Source organism: Pseudomonas viridiflava (genome assembly GCF_900602065.1).
Taxonomy (GTDB): domain Bacteria; phylum Pseudomonadota; class Gammaproteobacteria; order Pseudomonadales; family Pseudomonadaceae; genus Aquipseudomonas.
Map to the genome: position 1 here is coordinate 164,902 of NZ_UWFN01000347.1, position 23,105 is coordinate 188,006.

The window sequence follows — 23,105 nt, forward strand, 5'->3', positions numbered from 1 at the left end:
TTAGACCGGACCCGCCCCACTCTCAGTGCTCACAGGTACACGCGTATTAGGCTGAGTCACGTCATAAACATGCTGCTCGCAGCCCTTCCCGACGATCACAAACTCAACCAGATAGGTTTTCTGCTTTTCAGGTTTGAACGTCGAGCGCATGGGGCCGCAGTCGTACACAACAGAGTCAGGGAAAAGCCCGTTCTCCTGGATGACTCTGGACTCACCAATCACCTCAATGGATTGACCGGGATCTGCCTGTACTTCGAGTTGAGGGAAGCGTTTGACTGCTGCGCTGTTGGCAACCTCGTTCATCTTGGCAATCCAGCCAAAAACCTTGCCACGACCGGAATCGACCACCCGACCTAAAATTTCAGGGCGCTGATCAGCGTCCGCAGCACGGCGCACCGAGAATTGAACCGGATAAGTGAAGCCGGTGGCTTTCATGATGATCTTGGCGTGCTCAGCATCCGCGACCACCTGCTTTTGCTGCAACTGAACGCCGTCTTTGAGCAGCGTTGGTGCGGAGCTTCTGACGTTGGATTGGCACCCTGCCAGAGCCACAGCCAGTACCAGGAACGTAAGTTTTTGCATGGCGTAGTTATTCCTTGGGACAAAAATTGGAGCGCGTTGAAATTGTTGCATCAAAAGCAATGCGCTCAGTCGAAAGGCTTTTCTTTGCGCGGGGACAGCCTTGAATAAACCCAATGGAAGCCGGTAAACAGCAGACCGGATACACACCCCATCGAGACAAAAAGAAGCACCCCGTATTTGATCTGGTACATCAGAAAATTCATCTGCTGGGCGACTGGAGTCGGGCGCAGGCCCGGAACACCAAAGAGCAGCCATAACAGCAATCCGGTGATCACGCCTCCGATGACATAGCGCCAACGGGTCGTGAGAAAGCGCTCGGTCAGCCAGAGAACGGGCCAGCCGGCCAGCATGCTCAGACCAGCGCCCACCAGAAAGAAGAGAATCCAGGAAGTCAGAGTGGTCCCGGAGCCATCGTCGATTGCCGAGGTGATAACGACAGCTACCGGTATACCTCCGCACAGCGGAATGCCCAGCACGTAAGCCTTGCCCTGCTGGCGCTCTTGATGTTTCGCCGCGTAACGCTCTATTCCCTTAGCGACTGCGGTGTACAGCAAGCCAAGTACAAGGCCACCGACGATTGCCACGAGCAGCAGGCGTCCGGAGAAGCCGCCATAAACCACGTAGATCAGCAAACTCTGCAGCAAGCTGCTGACGATATGGCGAGCTTTGGAAGCAGGGAAGAACCGATCCCCCACCAGCAGCAGCGGAATGCCTACCACCATCGAAACGATAAAACCGTAGAGCAAACCCGTAAACAGCGACGTGGCACTCAGCCCCTTGAGTACGGGCATCACAGCGGCGTAGACCAGCGCTCCGCACAACGGTACGGCTAGTAACCGGAGCGCTGCATCGACTCTCATTTTGGTATCTCGGAGACTGGCATGATCATGCCTTTGAAATCCTGAAGATTGGTTTTGATATTGGCTTTAATATTTTTCGGGGTGTTATTAAGCAGTTCCTGGAATGAAATCCCCAGGTAAGTATTGCCACCCCACACAGCCCCGGCAGCCCAGCCATTGGAGTTGAACAGAGGGCTCGCCCCCGTTCCCCAGCCATGTGTTTCGACGTCAAAGCCGCCGTCTTGCGTAGGCTTGACCGTACGCACGACAAAGCCTGGATCAAGAGCGTGCATGCCTGGCAGTGTGATATTGATTACGCTCATCGTGCCATCATCCGTCAGGTGCGCGACATGCCCAAGCTTCAAGGTCATCATATGGAGCTCACTCACATCGCCACTTTTGACAACTGTCTCGCCATCACCGCCCGGGCCAGCGTTACGTCGTAACGCTTCGTAAGCCTGAGCCATAGTGCCGCAGCCTCCCAGCATAGGAATGCAGCCCTGCGAAGTATCGCTGTATTCGTGAGGTTGCTTGGTGCTACCCGCCAGAAACTCCCAGGCATCGAAGCCCATCGGAATACCACCACCTGGCTGCCCTTGAGAATTGATGAACGTGCCATCTTTCACCGTCTCAGTAAACTTGGTCTGGCAGGCGGCCGCACCCAATGACGCACAGTTGTTATCCGCCCAGGCTTTGTAGCCCGGCAGGCCGGATGCCATGTTGGCGGCTAACAGGAGGCTATTGGTTTCGATGTCACTGATCGCACCAAACGTAGTTTTGTTTTTTGAATCCAGCGCCTGATCGGCTGCGTAGATCTCACCAAAGCTCTTGGCGCCTTCGAAGATTTTTGCGATGTGCGTGTTCAGGCATGCCTGATCCTGACACTTCATCAACTCAGCGTCGTTTGCATCGCTCATTTTCTTGGCATCCACTACAACCTGCTGACGACAGGTTGCGTTATCCGCCGCACAACTGGCCAATTGTTTGGACAGTATTTCGATATCGGTGTGCGTCAGGTAGTTGTTCTGTACCTGCTGCAAGCCGGCACCGGCGCCTGTAATCCCGCCAACCCCAGCAGCCGCAAGCCCGGTAGTGCTGGAAATCAGGGCTTTTTTGACCTCGACGGACACATCGAGCTGAGCAACCTGTTCGGCGATCATCGGCACGGTCAGGCTCGATACGCCTGCGCCCAGAGCGCTAGCGCCGACCGTACCACCGGACAGCCCTTGGGAAGCACCCGCCAGAGAGTGCAACAGCACGCGTGCAGCTCCGCCCTCATCCCATGCTGACTGGGCTGCCAGATTACCGGACTTGCCTGCAAGATCACGTTGCTGATCGGCATAGTCGCCGATTTTCTTGTAAACATCAGCGGCGGTCGTGTTGGCTACGATGCCCAGAGAAGTTGCACCGCCCGCGCTGCCCATTGCGGCACCAATTACGCCGGTGACGATATTAGTGATGACTCGATTATCGCCGCCTGCTGCCCAACTCTTCGAAACGTCCGCCAGATTCTGCTCGGCAGCTTTAACTTTTTCTGGGGTATCTGCTTTGTCCAGTTGCTCTTTAGCATCGTTAACAGACTTGGTAGCGACCACGTTCACCACATCCTTGCTGAGCGCGACAGAACTTTGAATCAGATCCATGCGCTCCTGAATGGCCTTTTGATCTGGCCTGTCCAACTGGTGATTGGCATTTGCTGTATCGCGGTTGAGGCCTGCCAGATCATTGGCGCCTTCGGCATTGCGAACTACTACGGTGCCTTCGCTGACAGCGCTTCGGGTTTGACTACGGTCCGACTCTTCAAGCGCGAGCGGGATAGCGCCCCCAGGCGTGAAGCCGTTATTGCTGCTGAAAGAGACGCCAACACTAGCGGATTTGCTTTTGATTTCACTGGTGTTCTTGATGTCGCTGACGATAAGGCGATCCGTGCTGAGGTGATTCTTTTCTGCAGCGGCTTCGCTGGCGATTACAGCACCTTTGAGGTTGGTGTTTTTCCCGACATAAATATCGTAACCACCCGCCCCTGCAAACAGCCCGCTTTGGTCAGTCACGGCTTTGTAATCACTGTTCATGTTGCCCGCCGCGATGTTCGCCGACGCCGTAACGGGCGAGCCGTAGCAGAACGGCGGTATGCAGATGCTGGCCCCGAAACCGCCGCTGCTCTGCTTGCTCTTCTGAGACTCGGTGTCTTGGCGAGATGTGATATTGAGGTCGCCGCCCACCACGGCCTTGATTGAGTCCGCACGGACCTGCGCGCCCTCAAGAGTGGTATCCCGACCACTGCTCAACACCAGTAGCCCGGTATCCAGCGTTGTGTTCACCTGGGTGACGGAGTTGCCATTACCGTTGTTTTTTGCCGCTTGAGCGCCCAGGTCCAGGGTGAAGCCGTTTTGCTCACCGATGTTGAAACTGGCACCGATTGCCGTCTTGTTGTTGGACGCATCATTCTTACGATCAGTGGTGTTCTGCGAACTATTGAGCAGTATGTTGTTTTTGGCGAGCAGGTAAGTATTGGCAGCCTTCAGGTTGCTACCTGTGATCTGAATGTTGCCTTGCGCGCCCGCATTGTCTCCGGTGGCCACGATAGACAGGTCCTCGCCCACATTGAGCGTGCTGACTTTGGCAGTCTGGGCGTTGTACTCACTCGAACTCTTGCTGCGAGTGTTAGCCAGTTCTGTACCGATTTTAATCAGTGATCCGTTGCTGGCGGTGCCGCCTTGCTTATCCGCAAACCCGGAACTTTGGGCCGCGGCATCAGATGCCTGGCCGCCCAGATTGTAGGCTGCCATCGCCGCCTGAGCGATTTTCACGCCTTTGAGCCGCGGGTCGTCGGCCTCCTCCGCTGCCTTGGTTGCGTCGCGGATGCTTCTGGCAGTGTCGACCACCATGCCACCAATCACTCGTCCGACAGCCAGACTTCTGGAGCTGTCCTGGCTGCTTTGGCTTGCTGTCTCGTTCCCGGAAGTGATCGTAACGTTGGCGCCGCTCAAGGACATATCCTTGGTACTTACCAGGTCACTCGCGGTCACATTCAAGTCGCGTCCTGCAGTCAGCGTGACGTTGCCTTTGCTGGAGCCGATAGTGCTGCCAGTAAGGGTTGTTTCTGACGCTTTGCCATTGTGCTTCTGGCTGCTAATGGACAGGTGCTGATTGCCGGTGATGTCGTCCAGGCCAAGGTTGTTCGCGGTGAGAACCCCGGTCAGATCACGATTTTTTTCTTTGTGCATGTCAGTGCGCGAAAAGGTGTTTTGCGCTGCATCCACTTTCAGGTCACGCCCTGCTTCGACGATCAGATCATTAGTGCTGACCAGCGAAGACCCCGTAACCGCCGCATCCCGACCGGCTGATACGCTGACGGTTTCGCCTGCGACCATGCTGCCTGCTGCTGTGGTGGTTGCCTCGTCGACCTTGGTCTGGACCTTGCTGGACTTGAGACCGCCCCAGCTGCTTTTGCTCTCTTTGCGCTCGTGGCGAGCGCTAGCCGAGTCTGTGACAGCCACAACCTGAACATCTTGCCCAGCGGCAACCCGCGCGGCGCCTGTTTCAGACGTGATCGCGCTGCCTGCCAGCAGTAAATCTTTACCCGCCACTGCAACACTGTCACCACCCGCACTGACCAGGCTGCCGACATTGGTGGTGCTGCTGGTTTCATCCAGACGGAATTTCTTCCCGGACGAGGTTTTCTTGGTCTTGCTGTAGAAGCTGTAGTCCTGATCTTCAGCCGCCTGCAAGGCAAGGTTATTGCCCGCTACGAGATAGGCCTCGTTGCCCGCGTTTACCTGACTGGCAGTCAACGCCATGTCCTGCCCGGCGGTCAGCGTCGCATCGCGACCGGCCGTAAGCACGCTCGACACCTGGCTGACATGGTCCTCCTGGGCGGTGACCTTTTTGCTCTTGCTGTACGAATGCTGCTCATCGGCCGCGGAGGCAACGTTGAGGTTTTCAGTAGCGCCCAATGTCAGGTCGCGCTGAGCGCTGATCTGGCTGGCGACGGCGCTGATGTTGCGGGCGGCGACGACCTGGAAGTCGCGACCGGCATCCACCACAGAGCCGTATTGGGTGATGTTCTGATGGTTTGAACGCGTGCCGATTGCGCCGCTGCTGTCTTGCTGAGCGGCGACGATGTTGACGTCGCGTCCGGCCTGAACGGTAGTGTCGCCACCACTCTTGATCACGCTGCCGACATTATTGACGTCGCGCTTGGCTTGCATCGTCAGGGTGTCGGCGGCTTCGATGCGCGCGGCGTTGTTGACGAACTGGGTGCGCTCGGCGCGATAGCCGCTGTCGCTTTGGTGGGTGGTGACGCTGCGCTCGTTGAGCAAGTCGCCATTGACGGCAACGAGATCGACATTACGCCCGGCAATCACACCGCCAGCGGTGTTGGTCAGGTTGTTGTTGGCACGCAGTTGCAGCAGGTTGCCCGCCTCGACCAGGCCTGAGTTGGTCAGATCACCGCCAGCGCGCACGCCGAGGTTATTGGTGGCGCGCAGGGTGCCGCTGTTATTGAGGTTCTGGCCGCTGATCAGGGAAACGTCATTGCCGGTGATCAAGGCACCGTTGGGAGCCAGGCGGTTATTGGCCTGAGCCATGTACAGCACGGGCACGAGCACTTTCTGGCCCGCGACTTCGTGCTGCTCCATCCACACGATGTCGTGGGTCAGCGCCGCGACTTGCTCGCCGGTCAGGCTTACACCTACCGACAGGTTGAGGGCGTCCTTGCTGGCGATGGCGTTATCCATCAGGTACTTGAACAGCCCGGCATCGCTGGTCTGACCGTCGATGAAACGCTGACCGGTGCGAGCGATAACCGCTTGCCGGATCAGCGTCTGCTCGTAGTAGCCGTCGCCGAGACGTCGTTGGGCTTCGTCGGGGTTATAGCCCAGCTTGGCGAGCATGTAATCCGAGCTCATGAACAGGCCCAGATTAGTGAACGCCGGGTCGCTTTCGATCAGGTACTTTTGCGGGTTGGACGCGAACTGGCTGGTCGGCAACTTGAAGCCCGGCAGGTCGATCGGGTTGACCGGTTGCTGGGTCTGATCCGGTGGCAGCTGCGGATTGAGCGCGACGACGGTGGAATAACCCGGCTCGCTTGTGTCGGTTTTCGCACCGCTGCCGACGTAGGTATAGCCACCGCGCACGACGTTGTTGTCGATGCCGTTTTTAGCCTGGACGTTTACTGCGCCGCCCGCCTGGATGATCGCCGAGTAGCTTTGGTCAGGCGTCGACAACTGGGTAGTCGAGGCTTGGCCAGGAACCTCGTTTTGAGTTGTACCAATGAACTGCGCCAAGTCGGCTTCCAGACCACCTAAAGCGGTCTTGTCGTAAGACGGACTGTCTTGTGAATACTTGCTGGTGAAGTTCGCGGCAAGCCTGTTCCAGCCACCTGGATTGCGCGTGCGCTCGGTCGCAAATACACGGTCAGTCTGCGTATCGTGGGTTTCAATCGCGGTGTTGGTAACTTGATCGAAGATAGCAGTGAGGTCGCCGCCCGCAGCAATGCTACTGCTGCTGTTGTTCAAGCTACCGCCGGTGAGCAGCATGCTGCCGCCCGAAGTAATACTCGAAGCAGCGCTGGCTTCTGTAACAGCCAGATGATCGCGCTGGCTGATCAGAAATACGCGGTTTTCTTTTCCGCCTCGGCAGTCGCCCCCGGTTACACCTTCAATGCACGCGGTAGGCGTGATGGAAGCGCTGTAGATCCCGGACTCAACAGTCAGGATGGTCCGGATATTCTCGATGGTGCTCGCCGCGAGGCTCAATGTGCCGTCAGCCTGCATATTCGACGAGCTGTTGCTGATCAGGCTCGCCAGCCCACCCAGACCGTCACGGTCGACGCTCAGGTTGCCCATGGCGTAGATATCCGCATAGCGGTTGTTTAACTGATCGATACGCAGGCTGATGTTGCCGCCACTGAAAATCAGTGCGTGGTCATTGAGCAGGCTGCCGGTGCCGACCGTCAGCACCTGACCGGCTGCCAGCGTGCCCAGGTTGCTGACTCGCGGCGCATTGATGCCCAGGCTGGTCGCGGAGGTGATACGACCGCTGTTGGTGAGCTGATCGCGGAGGGTCAGGTCGACACCGCCATCACTGGCGATAACGCCATTGGTATTCCAGCTGATGCCTTTCCCAACAAAGCTGTTAGTGCCGAGCAGTTGGCCCGTGGCCGTCTGCTCGAAATTGCCGACGTCGAGGTCAAGGTGACCGGCCTGAATCACGCTGCTGTTGGTCCAGGCGGCATTTTTGAAGGTCAGATCACCTTGCGTAACGAGACTGCCGCCAGCGTTGTTGAGGTTCAGCCCGTCAAGATCGAGCGCGCCGCTGCCAACGTGCAACACACTGCCGCCCAGGTTCTGGAAGCTGCTCGCAGCGAGGCTCAGGTCAGTGTTAGCCGTTTCCAGTTTGCCGTTGCTGTTATCCAGCAGACCGCCAATGGCGAAGCGGGTTTTGCCACCACGGCCCAGAGAGCGGATCTCGCCTTGGGTGTTGTCCAGGCCGCCGGCGCTGAGGTCCAGCGTAGTGCCACTTTCAATGACGCCAAGGCGGTTGCTGATCGCGCCAGCACTTGCGGTCAATGCGCCCGCGCTGCTGATGTATCCGCCTTGAGTGTTGACCAGCCTATCCGCTGTCAGCTCAATGCTACCGTCGCTGAGGACCTGGCCTTTGTTCTGGTTGCTCAACGTCGCGGCCGTCGCGGTCAACGTCTTGCCGGCGGCCATCGTGCCGCCGTCGTTGGTCAGGCTTTCGGTGGCCGTGGTCGAGAGCTTTTTGCTGGCAACGACGTTACCGGTGTTGTTGATCGTATTACCATTCAGGCTGACATCCCCATTGGCGTTGCGGGAGTTGTCGGCATTGATACCGGCCTGAATCGTGCCGCTGTTGTTCAGTTGCCCATCGCTGGTCAGGGTGATGCTGTCGCGCGCGGCCAGCACTTTCTGATTGTTGAGCGTGCCACGGGTTTTGATGTCTGCACTGGTCCCGGCGTAGATGGCGTCCTGTGCATCAAGGCTCTCGGCGTTGACCTTCACCGCGCCACTCGTTGCAACCTTGGCCATGGTCAGATGGCCATTGGCATCGATCTGCATGTCTCCGCCACTGGCGGCCATGTCGCCAGCGAGTTTGACGCCCACCCCCTGTTCGGTGCCCACCAGCTTGATCGTGTTGGCGTACATGCCGCCCAACGCAGAAGAGTCGATGGCCAGTTCTGGCTTGTCTGCAGGATTGGCTGCGCGGGCCTTGGCCACCAGCGTGTCAGCGTTGACGTCGTTGGCACCGGCCACAATGTTCAGGCGCTTGGCGTAGATGTTTGCGTTGATTTTTGCCGAACGGGTGATGATGTCGAACTGGTCGACATTACTGGCGTTGAGCCCGTCGCCCTCGATATTGACACTGCCGCCGTCGACTTCGAAGTGATCGAGCTTGCCGCTGCCATCAATCACCGGTTTACCGGTGCTCAGCGTCACGCGAGGCGTGTTGATGAAGCCGCAACCGTTACAGGTCACGCCGTAAGGGTTGGCAACGATGACCCGCGCCGACTTGCCCGCTACCTCGGTGTAGCCGTTGAGTTGACTGGCGCTGCCGCCGTTAACTTCGTTGAGAATGGTCCCGGCCGCTTTCCCACCCAACTGGCCGTTGCCATTGATATAGCCACCCAGTTGGGTCTTCTCCACGCTATTAGTGGAGTTATTGAGGATCACGCCGTTCTTGCCGACGTTATAGTCGGTGAACTGGTTGTGAGACAGCCCCGAGCCGTTTGGCTTGGCGATGTTGATCACCGTAACGCCGTTACCCGCCTGCCCCACGGTGGTCTTAGTGCCGCCGCTCACCACGATGCCGCCAGCCTGCGCCCAGATCGGTTGCCAGAACACGACGTTGATCATCAGCACTGCCAGCGCACGTCTGGACACGCCAAGGAAGCGCTTGCGCGGGTTCAACTCAGCGGAGGGTTGGCGGGCCAGAAGTGCAAACTGATGAACATCCATTTTCGAAGTCTCGCGGCAACAAATTCGATTAATTAGAGAAACAGGTCGACCTGGAAATAGATCGGAGCTTCGCGCTCGGTGAGCACACTTGGGCGCTCCAGCGAATGGGCGAACGTCACACTGGCGCTGACGTGTTCACCCCGGGCAAACAGCTGTAATGAGTTGCTTGATACCCGGCCGTTGAACCCGCCGCTGTATCGATCATTGCTGATCACACCCTGGTCATAACCGACGCTGGTGCCGTACTGACTAACGACCGGGCGCAACCAGTCGAGCGTCACCGGCCGCGTCCAGCGCAGTTCGTTACGCCAGTAGCCACCGCTGGAACCGGTCAAGAACTGATCCTTGTAACCGCGCACCGAGGAGCTCCCGCCCACGCTGATGCGCTGCGAGCTGAACAGCACGTCTTCGCTGCGTTGCCCCGTGGCCAGGCTGCTGAAACTGAACGACTCACCGAGCCAGTTGAACGGCAACAAATAGCTCGCGGTGGCGGTGTATTTGCGATAACGCGGAGTGGGAGTCAGGTTGCCGAATTGGTCACGCTGCTGAGCTTCGCGTTGCGCATCCAGTGCGCCGATTCCCTGTTGCATGCCCAGATCAAGGTTAATGAAGGAGTTGCCTATACGCCGACCGTGGTTGATACCGAATTGAGCTTCAGTAATCCGGTTGCTGCTGCCTTCAAGCTTGCTGTCTTCGATGTAGTTGTTGGTACGCAGATGAGCCAGCCCGGCGTTGACCGAAGTTTTGCTGACGGCGTCGCGATGGATCAGACGCTCGGCGAGAAATTGGTGGTTCTGGCTGTCACCGTTCTGTTTGAAGCTGAAACCATCGCCCTGCGCCTGCGAGCGATATTCGCTCTGGCTGTAGCTGTAGCTGAAGTTCCACCAACCCCACGGCACGTTGTAATAAGCCATGGCGTTTTTCGAGGTGGCCTTGTGGTCGCTGAGCAAGTCGTGCCCGCCACGCAAAACCAGCTGGTCCGCGATACCCAACGGGCTGTCCCATTCAAGCCCGGCATTGACCTGCTGTTCCCCGGTACTCTTCTGCCCGTTGTTGTTACGCGACAAGTTCGCCCGCCAGGGTTTTTGTGGAATGTTGCGTACCACTACCTGACTGCCCCCCACTTGCTCACCGGGCGTCAGTTCCATTTGTGCCTGTCTGGACGGCAACCGATTGAGCTGGTCCACCAACTGCTCGATTTCCCGCAGGTTCAACACTTCACCGGTAGCGCCAGGAAAGGTCATCGCCAGTTCGCGATCAGACACGTTACTGCCAGGCGCACCTTTCAGGCTTTCGAGTTTGCCTTCCACCACCAGCACAATCAGATGCCCTTTGGACAAATCCTGTTGTGGCAGGTATGCACGACTGGTGACCAGCCCCTGGTCCAGGTAGTAAGCGGTAATGGCCTTGAGGAGTTCATTCAAATCCGCAACGGCCAGACAACGGTCGATGTACGGTTTGAGCAACCGCTCACGATCGACGCCGCCGAGGCGTTCGGCACCTTGCAGCTCAATGGTTTTGATCGGGAAGCAACGCGCATCGTCAGGCGAGGCGGGTTTAGCAGGCTCGGCACTGGAACCTGGCAGCTCCTTGAGCTCCTCAAGACGACGGCGCTGCTCTTCGATCAGGCGATTCTGTCGATCACGAATCAGGTCCTGATCACCAGGGGTCGGCAGAGTCGCACCAAACACAGGCGAGCAAAAAGCAAACATGAGGGCGCACGAAGGCAACCACGTCCGTGGGGCAGCAAACATAAACATTCCATCGATATGCCGGGGGCGTTTGAAGTGCGCCGACTAGAAGAAGAGCAGCAACCGCGAAGTGGAAGCTTTGATACCGGCTAGATGCCAGCAAATAGCAGCAAAGTGCCATCAAAAGATGACAAAGTTAAACAAAGTGTATCAACGCTGAAACAGACAGCTAATTCGAAGAAAGTTCCTACAAGGAAAAAATTTTGTGATGAGGTTCACTAAAAAGTGAAGTGAGCTGGCGGTAGTGAATGCAAACAAAGCGGTAGTGCCAATTCTCGAACCGGGAATCGAGCGCACAAAAAAACGCCGTAAACGTTACTGTTTACGGCGCTTGGACGTGACTCGTAGTGAGATAGCTCCTGGACACACCTTGATCTGGAGCACAGAGTTCGGCTTTAGCCATTAGCTCTTGCATACCGCTCAATTGGCGGGTGCTCGCGATGCTCGGCTTGCCACAAATCATAGTCGGCTTGAATACCCAACCAAAGCCGGGCAGTGCTGATACCCGCACGCTCAAGCCTGACTGCCAGATCAGGACTGATCGGTGCATGACCGTGCAGAATTCTTGAGAGTGTTTCTCGAGCAAAACCCAAATGCCGAGCAAACTCTGTAATTGTCGTGCTCAGTCCAGGAATGACATCCTCCCGCAGGATCTCTCCCGGGTGAGGCGGGTTGAACATCCCCATTAAACTCTCCTTTCAGTGATAGTCCATGTAGCCGACCAACTCAACATCCGTCGCCACAAATCTGAAGATCACCCGCCAACTCGCATTCACAGTGACGGACCAGAACCCGGAGAGGTTGCCCTTAAGCTGATGCAGCCGCCAGCCTGGTAAATTCAGATCCTCGGGGCCTGTCGCGCGATTCAGGATAAAGAGTATGTGAGACAGTCGTTTTGAGTGATCAGACCTAATGCCGGTGGTTGAACCCGTTTCGAAAAAAAGCTTCAACCCCTTATGTTTCCACCCAAGAATCACAACCAGATTGTGATGTGATACATCACGCCGCGCAACAACCATCTTTCTTTTCTTTCGTCAGCTTTCATTTGTCACTTTGAATAGACACGTAAATGAGCGAACAGAGTCGGCCGAGACGAAATTTATTCTTACCCACCCTGGATGTCTGCTGGTCATTTCGCTTATTCAGGTCAGTTTTTTCCGAAACAGGCGTATCGCATGCAACTGTTGGTACAAGGCGAGAGCCTTAGCCATACCGCGCCTCAGGATGCCCTCCTACAAAGCGCTCATCTGCACCTTCAGAACGCCCGAGTCAGGCCGATAGCAGGCCACCAGACAGCAAGTTGCAGGGCCATCGGCGCGACATTTGATAAGCGCGTGACGCTATCTATACTCCCCACATCATTTGAGTGTGCATGCAGCCATCACGGGAGCTCTCAATTCAGTGGCTGTTCAAAGCCAGACAGGAGCGCTTGCCGATAAAAATCTTTAACCTGCTGATTTAAAAGGCTGTAATTCTTAAACTGAACTCCTTGTTGGTCAAACCCATTTGCTAGAGATGGATTTCACCGGTGCCTGAAGTTACTTCATACGGATACTGAAGATGGCCAAACACATCACTCAAACCGAACAGACTTTCCCTGCCGAACAACGCCTGATTTCAGCGACTGATACCAAAGGCAAAATCACTTATTGCAACGATGAGTTCGCGAAAATTGCGGGCTACTCTCAAGCCGAGCTTATCGGCAGCCCACACAATCTGGTGCGCCATCCTGATATGCCTGCTGCCGTGTTCGGGCTGATGTGGAGCTACCTGAAAGCGGGTAAAAGCTGGATGGGCATCGTCAAGAACCGCTGCAAAAATGGCGACTATTACTGGGTTAGCGCTTACGTCACGCCCATCCTCGAAGACGGTCGGCTGATCGGTTACGAATCGGTACGGGTCAAGCCAACGCGGGAACAGGTCAGCCGGGCCGAAACGCTCTATGCAAGGCTGCGTGGCGGCAAAAAAGCTGTCGCCAGTTCACGTCATCTGACCGCGTTCCTGAGCGTAATGGCTGTGCCGGCCATTGCTGCCGTTCTGGGTGTCGGCGTCAACGTTTTCTTCCCCGGCACCGTCGCCCACGTGGCAACCGCTGTGTTGTTTCTGGCGCTGGGCGGCTGGGCACACATGCGTTTCGAGCAGCAACTGTCGGGCATTATTCGCAGCGCGCCAGGCGCTTTCACAGACCCGGTGAGCGCCCTGACTTACAGCGACGCCTACGGGACCAGCGCACGCCTTGAAATGGTATTGGTCAGTGAGGATGCTCGCTTGCGCACCGCACTGACACGCTTGAGCGACCTTGCGGCACAAGTATCGGAGGCGGCTGGACATTCTTCGCACCTGTCCACGCAAAGCGAACATGCCTTGCTGGAGCAGCGCGCCGAAACCGACCTGACCGCCGCCGCCATGACCGAAATGGCTGCGTCTATCAACGAAGTGGCCAAGCATGTGCAATACACCGCCGCAGAAGCAACCACCGCAAACGAGCTGGCGGAACAAGGCAACAGAGTCGCGGGCACTTCTCGCGAAGCCATTCAGCGTCTTGCAGGCACGGTGACCAGCATCAGTAACGCGGTAGACAATCTGGCTAACGAAACCCAGCAGATCATGTCAGCAGCCAGCGTTATTCAGGCCATCGCTGATCAGACCAATCTGCTCGCGCTCAACGCTGCAATTGAAGCGGCACGGGCCGGGGAACAAGGTCGTGGCTTTGCCGTGGTGGCTGACGAGGTTCGTGCTCTGGCCGGCAAGACCCGCGAGTCGACCCAACAGATTCAGGCGGTCATCGAGTCTTTGAAGAAAGGTGCAGATGAAGCGGTGAGTATTGCCCAGGTCGGAATCAGCGAAGCCGACAACGGTGTCGCGCAGGTTATCGAGGCGCAAAATGCCTTGCAGGGTATCCGCGAGGCCATTGCACGCATCAGCAGCATGGGCCATCAGATGGCGACTGCTTCTGAGGAGCAAGCGCATGTGGCGGAAGATATTTCCCGACAGATCAATAACGTCGCAGCGACGTTCGAGACCTCAGCCAGCAACGCCAATGCCGCAGTGGCGCGAGGCACTGAGCTGGAAAACACCTCCCGTGGACTACGGGCTCTGGTAGAGCGGTTCAACCGCTAACAACATCGCTCCCATAAAACAGAATGCCAACCATTGAATGGGAATGGCATTTCTGTAGGAGCTGCCGCAGGCTGCGAAGCATTCATCCTGACAGGCCGCTTTCGCAGCCTTCGGCAACTCCTACAGGTCCTGTGCTTGCTTCGCGATGTGCTTATGGCAAAAGAATCACTTTTTCCCCCGCGCCCTGATTCACCTCTTCGTATCGCGCCACGCCTTCGCTCAGCGGTGACTCGACCAACCCGGTAGGCAGTTCCAGCGTGCCTTCGTCAAAGAAGCGACCGAACTGATCAAGCATCTTCGCGCAGGCTTTGCAGTCATAAAGCAGTGAATTGATCCCCACCACCGAGCCGCCCTTGCGGTACAGCGCCAATGACGGCAGTTGCACATGGCCGTCCGCCGGAGCAGCAATGATCGCGATTCGGCCAAAGGTGGCCAAGGCAGGCACTGCTGCCGGAAGCCAGAAGCCGGTGGTATCGAAAATCACATCGGCACCGCTCTGGAAGACGCCATTGACCTGCGCGGCCAACTCCTCTGGTTTACCCAACAGAATGCCTTCGAAGCCTTGCTCTTGCAGCACAGCAATATGCTCCGGGCGACGCACTGCGCCGAGCACTCTGGCACCTAGAATCCTGCCCAGCGCCAGCGCCGCACTGCCCACTGCGCCGTTTGCGCCGATGACCAGCAGACGCGTATCCGCAGTGACCAGGCTGCGCTGCAAGGCATCCCACGCGGTGGTGTAAGGCACGCCCAGACTCGCCGCCTGACTGAAGTTCAACGCCTTGGGCTTGAGCGCGACACCCTGTGCAGGCAACGTCAGAAACTGCGCATGAGAACCGTCGCGAAAGAAACCCGGCTCTTTACCGGTGCCCCAGACCTCCTGCCCCACAAGCTCCTTGGGACCTTCAATGACCACGCCCGCAAAATCCCGCCCAGGCACGCGCGGCAAGGTCGTGTAAGGAAAACGACCGAGCACGTTTTTGACGTCACTGGGATTCAGCCCCGCCGCTTTGACCTCGATCAGGACTTCATCCTGAGCAGGCACAGGCATTGGCAGTTCGACGTATTGCAGCGCTTCAAGGTCGCCGGTTCTGGAAAATTGCAGGGCTTTCATGGAAGCCTCCCTTTAAGTACGAAATGAATGATCAGGAGAGCCAGGTGGCAACAAGTTGCTTGCCCATCGGCCAAAGCTTTTCGCCCAGCAGCATGCCGGTCAGACCCACCAGTGCGATGGCAGGCGGTGCGGGTGAACGGAAATCGAGAGCGCCGTAGAGCAGGCCGACGCCGATGCCAATGACGATGGAAATGAGGTAACTCATGATGAACCCCGTGCAGAATTTGCTAATGCACGCAGTTTAGGGGCGGGAAAGAAAAGCTATCGGCCAAGGACTTCTGATTATCGGCCAGGTGAATACACGAAGGGACTTGGCACCACGCTGTCGCACAGTAAACGGGATTTGTAGGAGCGCGCTTGCCCGCGATTCGGTCTGGCCGTCGATGAATATATTGCCTGTGCTGACGCGATCGCGGGCAAGCGCGCTCCTACAGAACAGAATACTGCGAAGGCGCCACGCCCAGTTCGCGCCGGAACATGTCACTGAAACTGCTGGGGGAATAGCCCAGCGAGCGGGCGATGGTGCTCACGGGTACGCCCTGAATGATCTCGGCCACAGCAGTCGCCAGCTGCACTTGCCTGCGCCACTCCGCGAAGCCCATCCCTAATGCCCCCTGAAACAGGCGCGCCAGCGTTCGCACGCTTGCCCCGGTATTTTCGGCATGTTGCTCAAACGCAATGTCCAGCGAAGGCTCGCTCATGACCGCCTGACAAAGGCTCAGCAAGCGCCGGTCCGAATTGTCCGGCATGGGGATTTTGAGAATCGAGCGCTTGGCGCGCTGCAACTCCAATAGCGCCAGAGTCACCAATGCATCGTAGTACTCCGTCTCCTGATCATCAGCCTGAGTAACGAGCCCGAGAATCAACTCACGCAGTAAACGCCCGACTTCGAAAACCTGCACGGTTTTTTCCAGCGTGTCGGCAATGGCCGGACGCAGGTAGATGTTGCGCATCTCAAGATCAGTGACAACGCGAATCCCGTGCACCACGCCTGGCGGCAGCCACACGGCCCGCTGCGGCGGTACAACCAGAGCCTCCATCGGCGTTTCAACCCACATCACGCCTGAGGTGGCGTACAGCACCTGCCCCCACACATGTTCATGAGGCTCGATATAACGTCCACGCGGGTAGGTGCGCGCCAAGGGTTGAACAGGCACGGCGGTATCAGAAAGGTCGGGAGGTGCAGCGAGGGCCATGGGGAGTGACCGAGTCAGACTAAGTTGCAGCACATAGTAGCCGGACCTGAGGCGGGAAAATTGTATCTACGGGTTGTGGGATCGGCTTTAGCCAGGAAGATCAAGGTAGACATGTGCCTACCGAAGTTTTGTCTTCCCGGCTAAAGCCGGTCCCATGCCCTTTACACGATCATCAGAAAACGTTGATCGGGTAGTCAACGAAGATACGGGTTTCGTTGCCGCTAACGTTGTATTCGCTGGCGTTGTTGGACACACGCAGGAACGAGTTGCGCAGACGCAGGGACAAGTCCTTGGCCGGGCCGCTCTGCACGACGTAGGTCAGCTGGCTGAAGATTTCACGCTCGGTGCCGTTGCCACGAGTAGTGCCGTCATCAATGTTGCTACCGCGCACATAGGCAGTCTTGTAGCTCAGACCTGGAGTGACCAGACCGGACAGGTCAACGCCGTAGGCTGCTTGCCACGAACGCTCGTCCTTGCCGTTGAAGTCGGACCAGTAAGAGTTCGCCAGGTAGATCGTGTTACCACCATCACCGAAACCGCCTGCGCTCTGGTAGCCGCTGTAGTTGTAGCCGGTTTCGCCGGTGCTACGCTGATGAGCCAGGGTGAAGGAGTGGATGCCAACAGCCCAGGTAGCCGCCAGGCTCCAGATCTTGTTGTCACGGGCGCCAGCTTCAGTAGAGGCCGAGAAGTTTTTGTCCATCTTGGTCTTGTAGCCGTTGAAGTCGAACGTCAACGACTGATCAGGAGCCAGAGCAAAAACGTAGTTCAGGTTCACGTACTGCTTCTTGAAAACGTCTTCGTTGTCGGAAGCGTAGAACGCACCAGTGAGCTCATCGGTGAACTTGTAGCTGGCACCGTAAACGTTGATGCTTTTCAGGCGACCGCTGTCACGCCCTTCGGCAGACTTGCGGGCTTCCTGAGTGAAGCGACCCACGTTGATTTCCAGGCCATCGATCTCTTTGGAAGTGACCAAAGTACCGGTGAAGCTTTCTGGCAACAGACGACCGTTGTCATAGCTCAAGACTGGCAGAGCAGGCATTTGGTCGCCGTACTTGATGACAGTATTGGAGATACGTGCTTTGACGGCAGCGCCGGCACGAGCGAGATCATCGGCAGCTTCACCGCTGTCGCCCTTCTTGAAGAAGTCGATACCGCCAGCGCCGCTACGGCCTTTACCGCCGTCCAGACGAACAGCGTACAGACCGAAAGCGTCGACGCCCAGGCCGATGGTGCCTTGGGTGAAACCGGATGCGAAGTTGGCGGTGAACGCCTGGCCCCACTCAGCGCGATCCGAGTTCGGCGCGACGTTTTTGTAATCACGATTGATATAAGCGTTGCGCAGTGCGAGATTCAGGTGGCTGTCTTCAACAAAGCCTTTGGAATCTGCCTGGCTGTCTGCCATGACCTGCCCAGCACTGATCAGACCCAGCGCGAGCAAACTGATGCGTTTGTTAAGCATTTCTAGTCGTCCTTTTTCTGCGAATTGATCACGCGCTGTGGTGATAACCGTGGGGTTATCTGCGACTCCCGAATCTCATATTCGAGGAGTCCGCACGAAGTCATCGCAGTGGACTACTGATGCACGTACATGGCGCAGTGCCACAGGCGGAGGAGACGAATCCTAGCCGCCGGTCATAAAACTGTCAATTTACGAAACTTTCTATGCTTAGAACTGTCTGGCTCGGCTCTTTTGGAAGAGCTGATCTCAGTCCTTGAGCACGCTTAAAAGAGCCTCAAGTTCGGCCTCATCAAAAAGGCCTGCCGGGTAACGCTGCAGCAGCATCTGCCTGACATCCGGTCGCTGAGGTTTACGCATACTGGTCGTCCTTAACCAGTCAGCCATCATCTGGCGCGCTTCGCTACTAGCAGACAAACCACGAGCGCGGTGCTCTATACCTGCGTTCATAGGACAACCTCTTAAGTCGTGAGGGGCTCAATGTACTGACGCTTTGTGACAGAAAGGCTAAGAGGTGAACGTTCCGATACTGGCTGGCGACCTATCCAGAAGGTCATACGCCAGAAGCGTTACCCACAAAAAAGCCCATCACCTGGATGGGCTTGATCACAGCAAGAACGGAGCCAACTGTGTAACGCGATTGTAACCGCGACCTGAAAATCAGGCCCGATGAGGCGCGGGCTGCTGCTGAGTCAGACAGTGGATGTTGCCACCGCCGAGCAACAGTTCGCGGCCTGGCACCATGACAACCTCGTGCTCCGGAAACAGTTGCTGCAGGATTTCAAACGCTTTTTGGTCCATCGGATCGTCAAAGCTGGGGGCAATAATGCCGCCATTTACGATCAGAAAGTTCACATAGGAACCCGCCAGACGCACCGAAGGGTTGCGTTCCTGGCTGCCGTGCACCTGATCGACGCCCGCGCATTCTTCTTCGGTAGCAAACAAAGGCCCAGGGATTGGCATCTTGTGAACGATGAATGCCCTGCCCTTTGCGTCACGGGTGTTTTCCAAAATACTCAATGCCGCGTGACACCGTGGGTAGTTGGGGTCTTTGGGATCATCGGTCCAGGCCAGCAACACTTCGCCGGGGCGCACGTAACAGCAGAAGTTATCGACATGTCCGTCGGTTTCGTCGTTGAACAGCCCGTCTGGCAGCCAGATAACTTTATCCACCGCCAGATTGGCGCTGAGTACCGCTTCAATCTCTTCACGGGAAAGGTGCGGATTACGATTACGGTTGAGCAGACACTCTTCGGTCGTGATCAACGTGCCTTCACCATCAACATGGATCGAGCCGCCCTCCAGAACGAAGCCGGGGGTCACATAACGTGGGCACCGTTCGATTTCCAGTACTTTGCTGGCCAGTTGTGAATCGAGATTCCAGGGGGAATACAGACCGCCATCGAAACCGCCCCAGGCATTGAAGTCCCAGTCCACGCCGCGCACTTCGCCCTGATTGTTGATGACGAAGGTCGGGCCGGTATCACGTACCCAGGCGTCGTCGTTACTGATTTCCACCACACGGATGTTTGGCACATCAAGGCGCGCACGGGCGTTGTCGTATTGCGCAGCAGACACAGCAACGGTCACTGGCTCGAAGCGCGCGATGGCCTTGGCGACAGCAACGTGGGCAGTCTGGACCGGCTTGCCACCCAGACGCCAGTTGTCAGGGCGCTCAGGCCAGACCATCCAGGTCTGGGTCTGCGGAGCCCATTCGGCGGGCATATGGAAGCCGTCGGCGCGTGGCGTGCTGTTGAGAGTGGTCATGGGGGATCAGGACTCCAGTGAGGCGTCGAATCGAACAATCGATAATTGGCGCCTTTATAGACGATAAAAATCGGGTTTAAAAGCCAAAAAATGGAAAATACAGCTATATTTCAAAAACCAAAACCGATATAAATCTGCAAACTATGTCTATAGGCGCGCCGCCGTCGCGCATCGAGCATAGAACCCTGTAGGAGCTGCCGAAGGCTGCGATCGCGGTGTATCAGGAGCAATGCTTCGCAGCCTTCGGCAGCTCCTACAGAAATGCATTTCAATCCAGTGGTTGCCTATTGTTTTATGAAAGCGGCTTTAGCTGCGAGGGCGTCAGCAGTCACTCCAGCTCAGCCAACACCTTCGACACACTATCCACAAAAAAGTCCACGCTCTGTCGGGTGGTACACATCGGCGGTTTGATTTTGAGGATGTTCAGGTAATCGCCTGTTGGCTGCATAAAGATGCCCAGCTCTCGCAGCCGGTCGCACAGGTAAGTCGTTTCTTCGGTCGCAGGCTCCAGGCTCTGGCGATTGCGTACCAATTCGACACCCAGATAAAAGCCCATGCCATGGACTGCACCGACCAGTGGATGGACATCAGTCAGGGCTTGCAGCCGGGCTTTGAAATGCGCGCCAACGACCTCGGCGTTTTCCCAAAGTTTTTCTTCCTCCATGACATCCAGCACGGCCATGCCTATTCGGCAACTGACCGGGCTGCCGCCTGCCGATGAGAAGAAATACCCTTCGACCTCCAGCGCTTCGGCAATCTCGCGCCGGGTGATGACGGCTCCCAGCGGATGGCCGTTGCCCATACCTTTGGCCATGGTAATGATGTCCGGAACCACTCCTTGCTCCTCGAACCCCCAGAAGTAGTGGCCCAGGCGGCCGTAACCGACCTGTACTTCATCGGCGATGCACACGCCGCCCTGCTCTCTGACTTTCTGGTAAACCTGCTGCAGATAACCCGGCGGCAGTGAAATCCCGCCCGCATTACCGTACACCGGCTCACAGATGAAGCCTGCGACCTGCCGCTGTTGTGCGGCCAATTGCTGCAAGACGTGCTCGACACTACGCACATACTGCGGCGCACTGTCCGCGCCACGGAACTCGCCGCGATAGGTATTTGGTGCCGTCACAGGGTGCACCCAGTCTGGCCGCGTACTGAGCGCCTGAGGGTTGTCGGCGATAGAAGTGGAGATGGCATCCGTTGCCACCGACCAACCGTGATACGCCTCCAGCACGCTGAGCATGTCGCGTCCGCCGCTGTAGGCCCACGCCAGACGAATCGCCAGATCATTGGCTTCGGTGCCGCTATTGACCAGAAAGACCCGATCCATGCCCTCCGGGGCCAGCTTGAGCAGACGTTCGGAGAACTCGGCAATCGCTGCGTAATGAAAGCGCGAGTTGGTGTTGAGTAGCGACCATTGCCGGCCTGCTTCCAACGCCATGCGTGGATGACCGTGACCGAGTACCGCCACATTGTTGAGCATGTCCAGGTAAGAGCGGCCCTGCATGTCGATCAAATGATTGCGCCAGCCCCGCTCGATCTGCGGTGGCGCCTGATAATAGTGTTTTTGCGAGCGGGCAAAACTGGCGTCACGGCGCGCCAGCAACTCTGCGGAATCCGGCAACGGAGGCGCATCACAGTCAAACCCCAGCAGCGCAGCAGGTGACGGGCACAATGCCCGCCATGCTTTAGCCCAGGACGGCGTCGCGAACAATGGCGGATTAAGGTCTGGAGCCGAACACAGTTGCAACAGCAATGACCCGTTGGCGTGACCGATCAACTCACCGGCGGCAACGCTGGCACCCGGCGTCAGCTCCAGGGTTGCACCCCAGATTCTCAGGTTCATTTGGGGGCCAGCCAGCAGCAGCGCCGAGTCTGCGGTGAGCCGTAGCGTACCGCCGAAAGGTGCATGCAACGCGGTGGCATTCATCACATGCAGCTCGACGTGCAGGGCAAAGGTTTCAGGCTCCCTGGCGGTATCGATCAGCGTGCGTGACAAGCGATATTCACCGAACCGGCTGGATGACTGACCGCTGACATGCGCGGCTTGCTTGAGTAAAAGCTCGTCGATGCCGTTTTGCGTCCAGTTACCCGCGGCAAAATGCTCGCTGAGTACCCCAAGATCAACTTGTCGAAACTCACGTCCGACGAGGCTGGGCAATAATGGCTGGAAGTCCTGGGTCAAAACCTGCGGACCACTGACGTTCACCGCGGCAAGAATCGCTGCCTCCATCAGCACCATCGGTACCGACGTCGCCAGATCGAAGATGCCCCACTCACTGTCGATGTTGGCCTGAATATAGGCATTGCCAGGTTCGACACTGGCTTGCTGTGCACTGCTGAGCACCAATACTGCCGAGCGAGCCACGATCAAAGGCCATAGGGCCTGAAGCTCTTCAAGTTGCAGCGGATTGATAGCGTGATAAGCACGAATTGCTGGCAGGATGTACAGCGGGTCGCCATCAGCATGGTTCAGCAATGCAGCGCAGGTCACCGACAGGTCGGCGACTCGCCACGTACTGACCAGATCACCAAAATCGATCAAGCCTTGCAACTGCCATTGCAAGTGAGCATCCCGCGCCCACACAACGTTGTATTCAGTGATATCCAGATGCACGGTCTGCACCGGCAACTTCGCGATCAGTGGGGCCAGGCGTCTTTGCGCCTGCTCGGCTGCCTGCGCGAGACACGCACGCTCGTCCTCACTCTCAATGACCGGCAACAAATGCTTGATCAATGCCTGAGCGTGGCGCGGGTCCCATTGCAGAACGCGATCAAGCCCTGGATGTTCAAGGCTGGCAAGAGAGCGGTCCACCCGGGCACACAGCTCGCCCAGCCCCAGCACAACATCGAGCGGCAGATGGCTCATATGGCTGAGGGCCTGACCGTCGATAAAATCCAGTAGCCTGGCGTGCACGGCATGTCCGCCGATCTCCAGTGACAAGAGTTGCTCGCCGGTATCTGCCAGCCTCACACCCGGCACCCGGACAGACGAACCCGCGCCCAGATGCCACAGCGCCGCATGCTGTGCGTCCAGCTCCAACGGAGAGTAATCCCCGTGGCAGATTTTCAGTACAAAGCGCTGCGCTCCGGTGTCCAGCAGAAAGTTGCGGTCCTGCTGGCTACCCAGTTCCTTCAGCGTGCCGCTCAATCCGTAATGCTGCTCCAGCAACTGCAGCGCCTGCTCGGCAGTGACCTCTGGACAAGGCAGGCTGGAACGACGAATCAGGGTGGCGAGCGGCATGCAACAACCTCGGTCTGGTTATACACAATGGGATAAGTTTCACAGAGCGACAACTATAGGTGC

13 protein-coding genes and 2 pseudogenes are annotated in these 23,105 nt (G+C 57.2%); 2 read left to right on the top strand and 13 right to left on the bottom strand.

Features of this window, described 5'->3' with window-relative positions:
• The 6 genes from EE949_RS26500 to EE949_RS26525 all read right to left on the bottom strand — a co-directional run bounded on the left by EE949_RS26500 (window position 1) and on the right by EE949_RS26525 (window position 12,128).
• Window positions 1–582: a hypothetical protein gene (locus tag EE949_RS26500; RefSeq protein WP_122667000.1), complete on the bottom strand. Its 582-nt coding sequence runs from the start codon at window positions 580–582 to the stop codon at window positions 1–3.
• 65 nt (window positions 583–647) lie between these two features.
• On the bottom strand, window positions 648–1,442 hold the full coding sequence (locus EE949_RS26505) for a hypothetical protein (RefSeq protein WP_162873900.1): 795 nt from the start codon (window positions 1,440–1,442) through the stop codon (window positions 648–650).
• Window positions 1,439–9,400, bottom strand: a complete 7,962-nt coding sequence (locus EE949_RS26510) for a hemagglutinin repeat-containing protein (RefSeq protein WP_122667002.1) — start codon at window positions 9,398–9,400, stop codon at window positions 1,439–1,441. The genes EE949_RS26505 and EE949_RS26510 overlap by 4 nt, the downstream gene beginning before the upstream one ends.
• 32 nt (window positions 9,401–9,432) lie before the next feature.
• Window positions 9,433–11,112, bottom strand: coding sequence for a ShlB/FhaC/HecB family hemolysin secretion/activation protein (locus EE949_RS26515; RefSeq protein ID WP_240350445.1), 1,680 nt, complete (start codon window positions 11,110–11,112; stop codon window positions 9,433–9,435).
• A 434-nt stretch (window positions 11,113–11,546) separates the two neighbouring features.
• Window positions 11,547–11,837: a HigA family addiction module antitoxin gene (locus EE949_RS26520; protein WP_122667004.1), complete on the bottom strand. Its 291-nt coding sequence runs from the start codon at window positions 11,835–11,837 to the stop codon at window positions 11,547–11,549.
• Window positions 11,838–11,849: 12 nt separating this feature from the next.
• Window positions 11,850–12,128, bottom strand: a complete 279-nt coding sequence (locus EE949_RS26525) for a type II toxin-antitoxin system RelE/ParE family toxin (RefSeq protein ID WP_122667088.1) — start codon at window positions 12,126–12,128, stop codon at window positions 11,850–11,852.
• A gap of 583 nt (window positions 12,129–12,711) precedes the next feature.
• Between EE949_RS26525 and EE949_RS30405 the strand changes: the two are divergent.
• Window positions 12,712–12,987, top strand: a pseudogene (locus tag EE949_RS30405) (PAS domain-containing protein); the annotation flags it as partial.
• A 792-nt stretch (window positions 12,988–13,779) separates the two neighbouring features.
• Window positions 13,780–14,271, top strand: a pseudogene (locus EE949_RS30410) (methyl-accepting chemotaxis protein); the annotation flags it as partial.
• 151 nt (window positions 14,272–14,422) lie between these two features.
• Here the strand turns inward: EE949_RS30410 and EE949_RS26535 are convergent.
• The 7 genes from EE949_RS26535 to EE949_RS26565 form a co-directional block, all read right to left on the bottom strand.
• Window positions 14,423–15,382: a quinone oxidoreductase family protein gene (locus EE949_RS26535; RefSeq protein WP_122667006.1), complete on the bottom strand. Its 960-nt coding sequence runs from the start codon at window positions 15,380–15,382 to the stop codon at window positions 14,423–14,425.
• A gap of 31 nt (window positions 15,383–15,413) precedes the next feature.
• Window positions 15,414–15,587, bottom strand: coding sequence for a DUF1427 family protein (locus EE949_RS26540; RefSeq protein ID WP_122667007.1), 174 nt, complete (start codon window positions 15,585–15,587; stop codon window positions 15,414–15,416).
• A 223-nt stretch (window positions 15,588–15,810) separates the two neighbouring features.
• Window positions 15,811–16,578 (bottom strand): AraC family transcriptional regulator, encoded by a 768-nt coding sequence (locus EE949_RS26545; RefSeq protein ID WP_122667008.1) that lies wholly within the window; start codon window positions 16,576–16,578, stop codon window positions 15,811–15,813.
• Window positions 16,579–16,750: 172 nt separating this feature from the next.
• Window positions 16,751–18,037 (bottom strand): OprD family porin, encoded by a 1,287-nt coding sequence (locus EE949_RS26550; RefSeq protein WP_122667009.1) that lies wholly within the window; start codon window positions 18,035–18,037, stop codon window positions 16,751–16,753.
• Window positions 18,038–18,283: 246 nt separating this feature from the next.
• Window positions 18,284–18,484 (bottom strand): hypothetical protein, encoded by a 201-nt coding sequence (locus EE949_RS26555; RefSeq protein WP_122667010.1) that lies wholly within the window; start codon window positions 18,482–18,484, stop codon window positions 18,284–18,286.
• Between the two features lie 210 nt (window positions 18,485–18,694).
• Window positions 18,695–19,801, bottom strand: a complete 1,107-nt coding sequence (gene aguA / locus EE949_RS26560; RefSeq protein WP_122667011.1) for an agmatine deiminase — start codon at window positions 19,799–19,801, stop codon at window positions 18,695–18,697.
• A gap of 328 nt (window positions 19,802–20,129) precedes the next feature.
• Window positions 20,130–23,042 (bottom strand): aminotransferase, encoded by a 2,913-nt coding sequence (locus tag EE949_RS26565; protein ID WP_122667012.1) that lies wholly within the window; start codon window positions 23,040–23,042, stop codon window positions 20,130–20,132.
• Window positions 23,043–23,105: the final 63 nt, after the last annotated feature.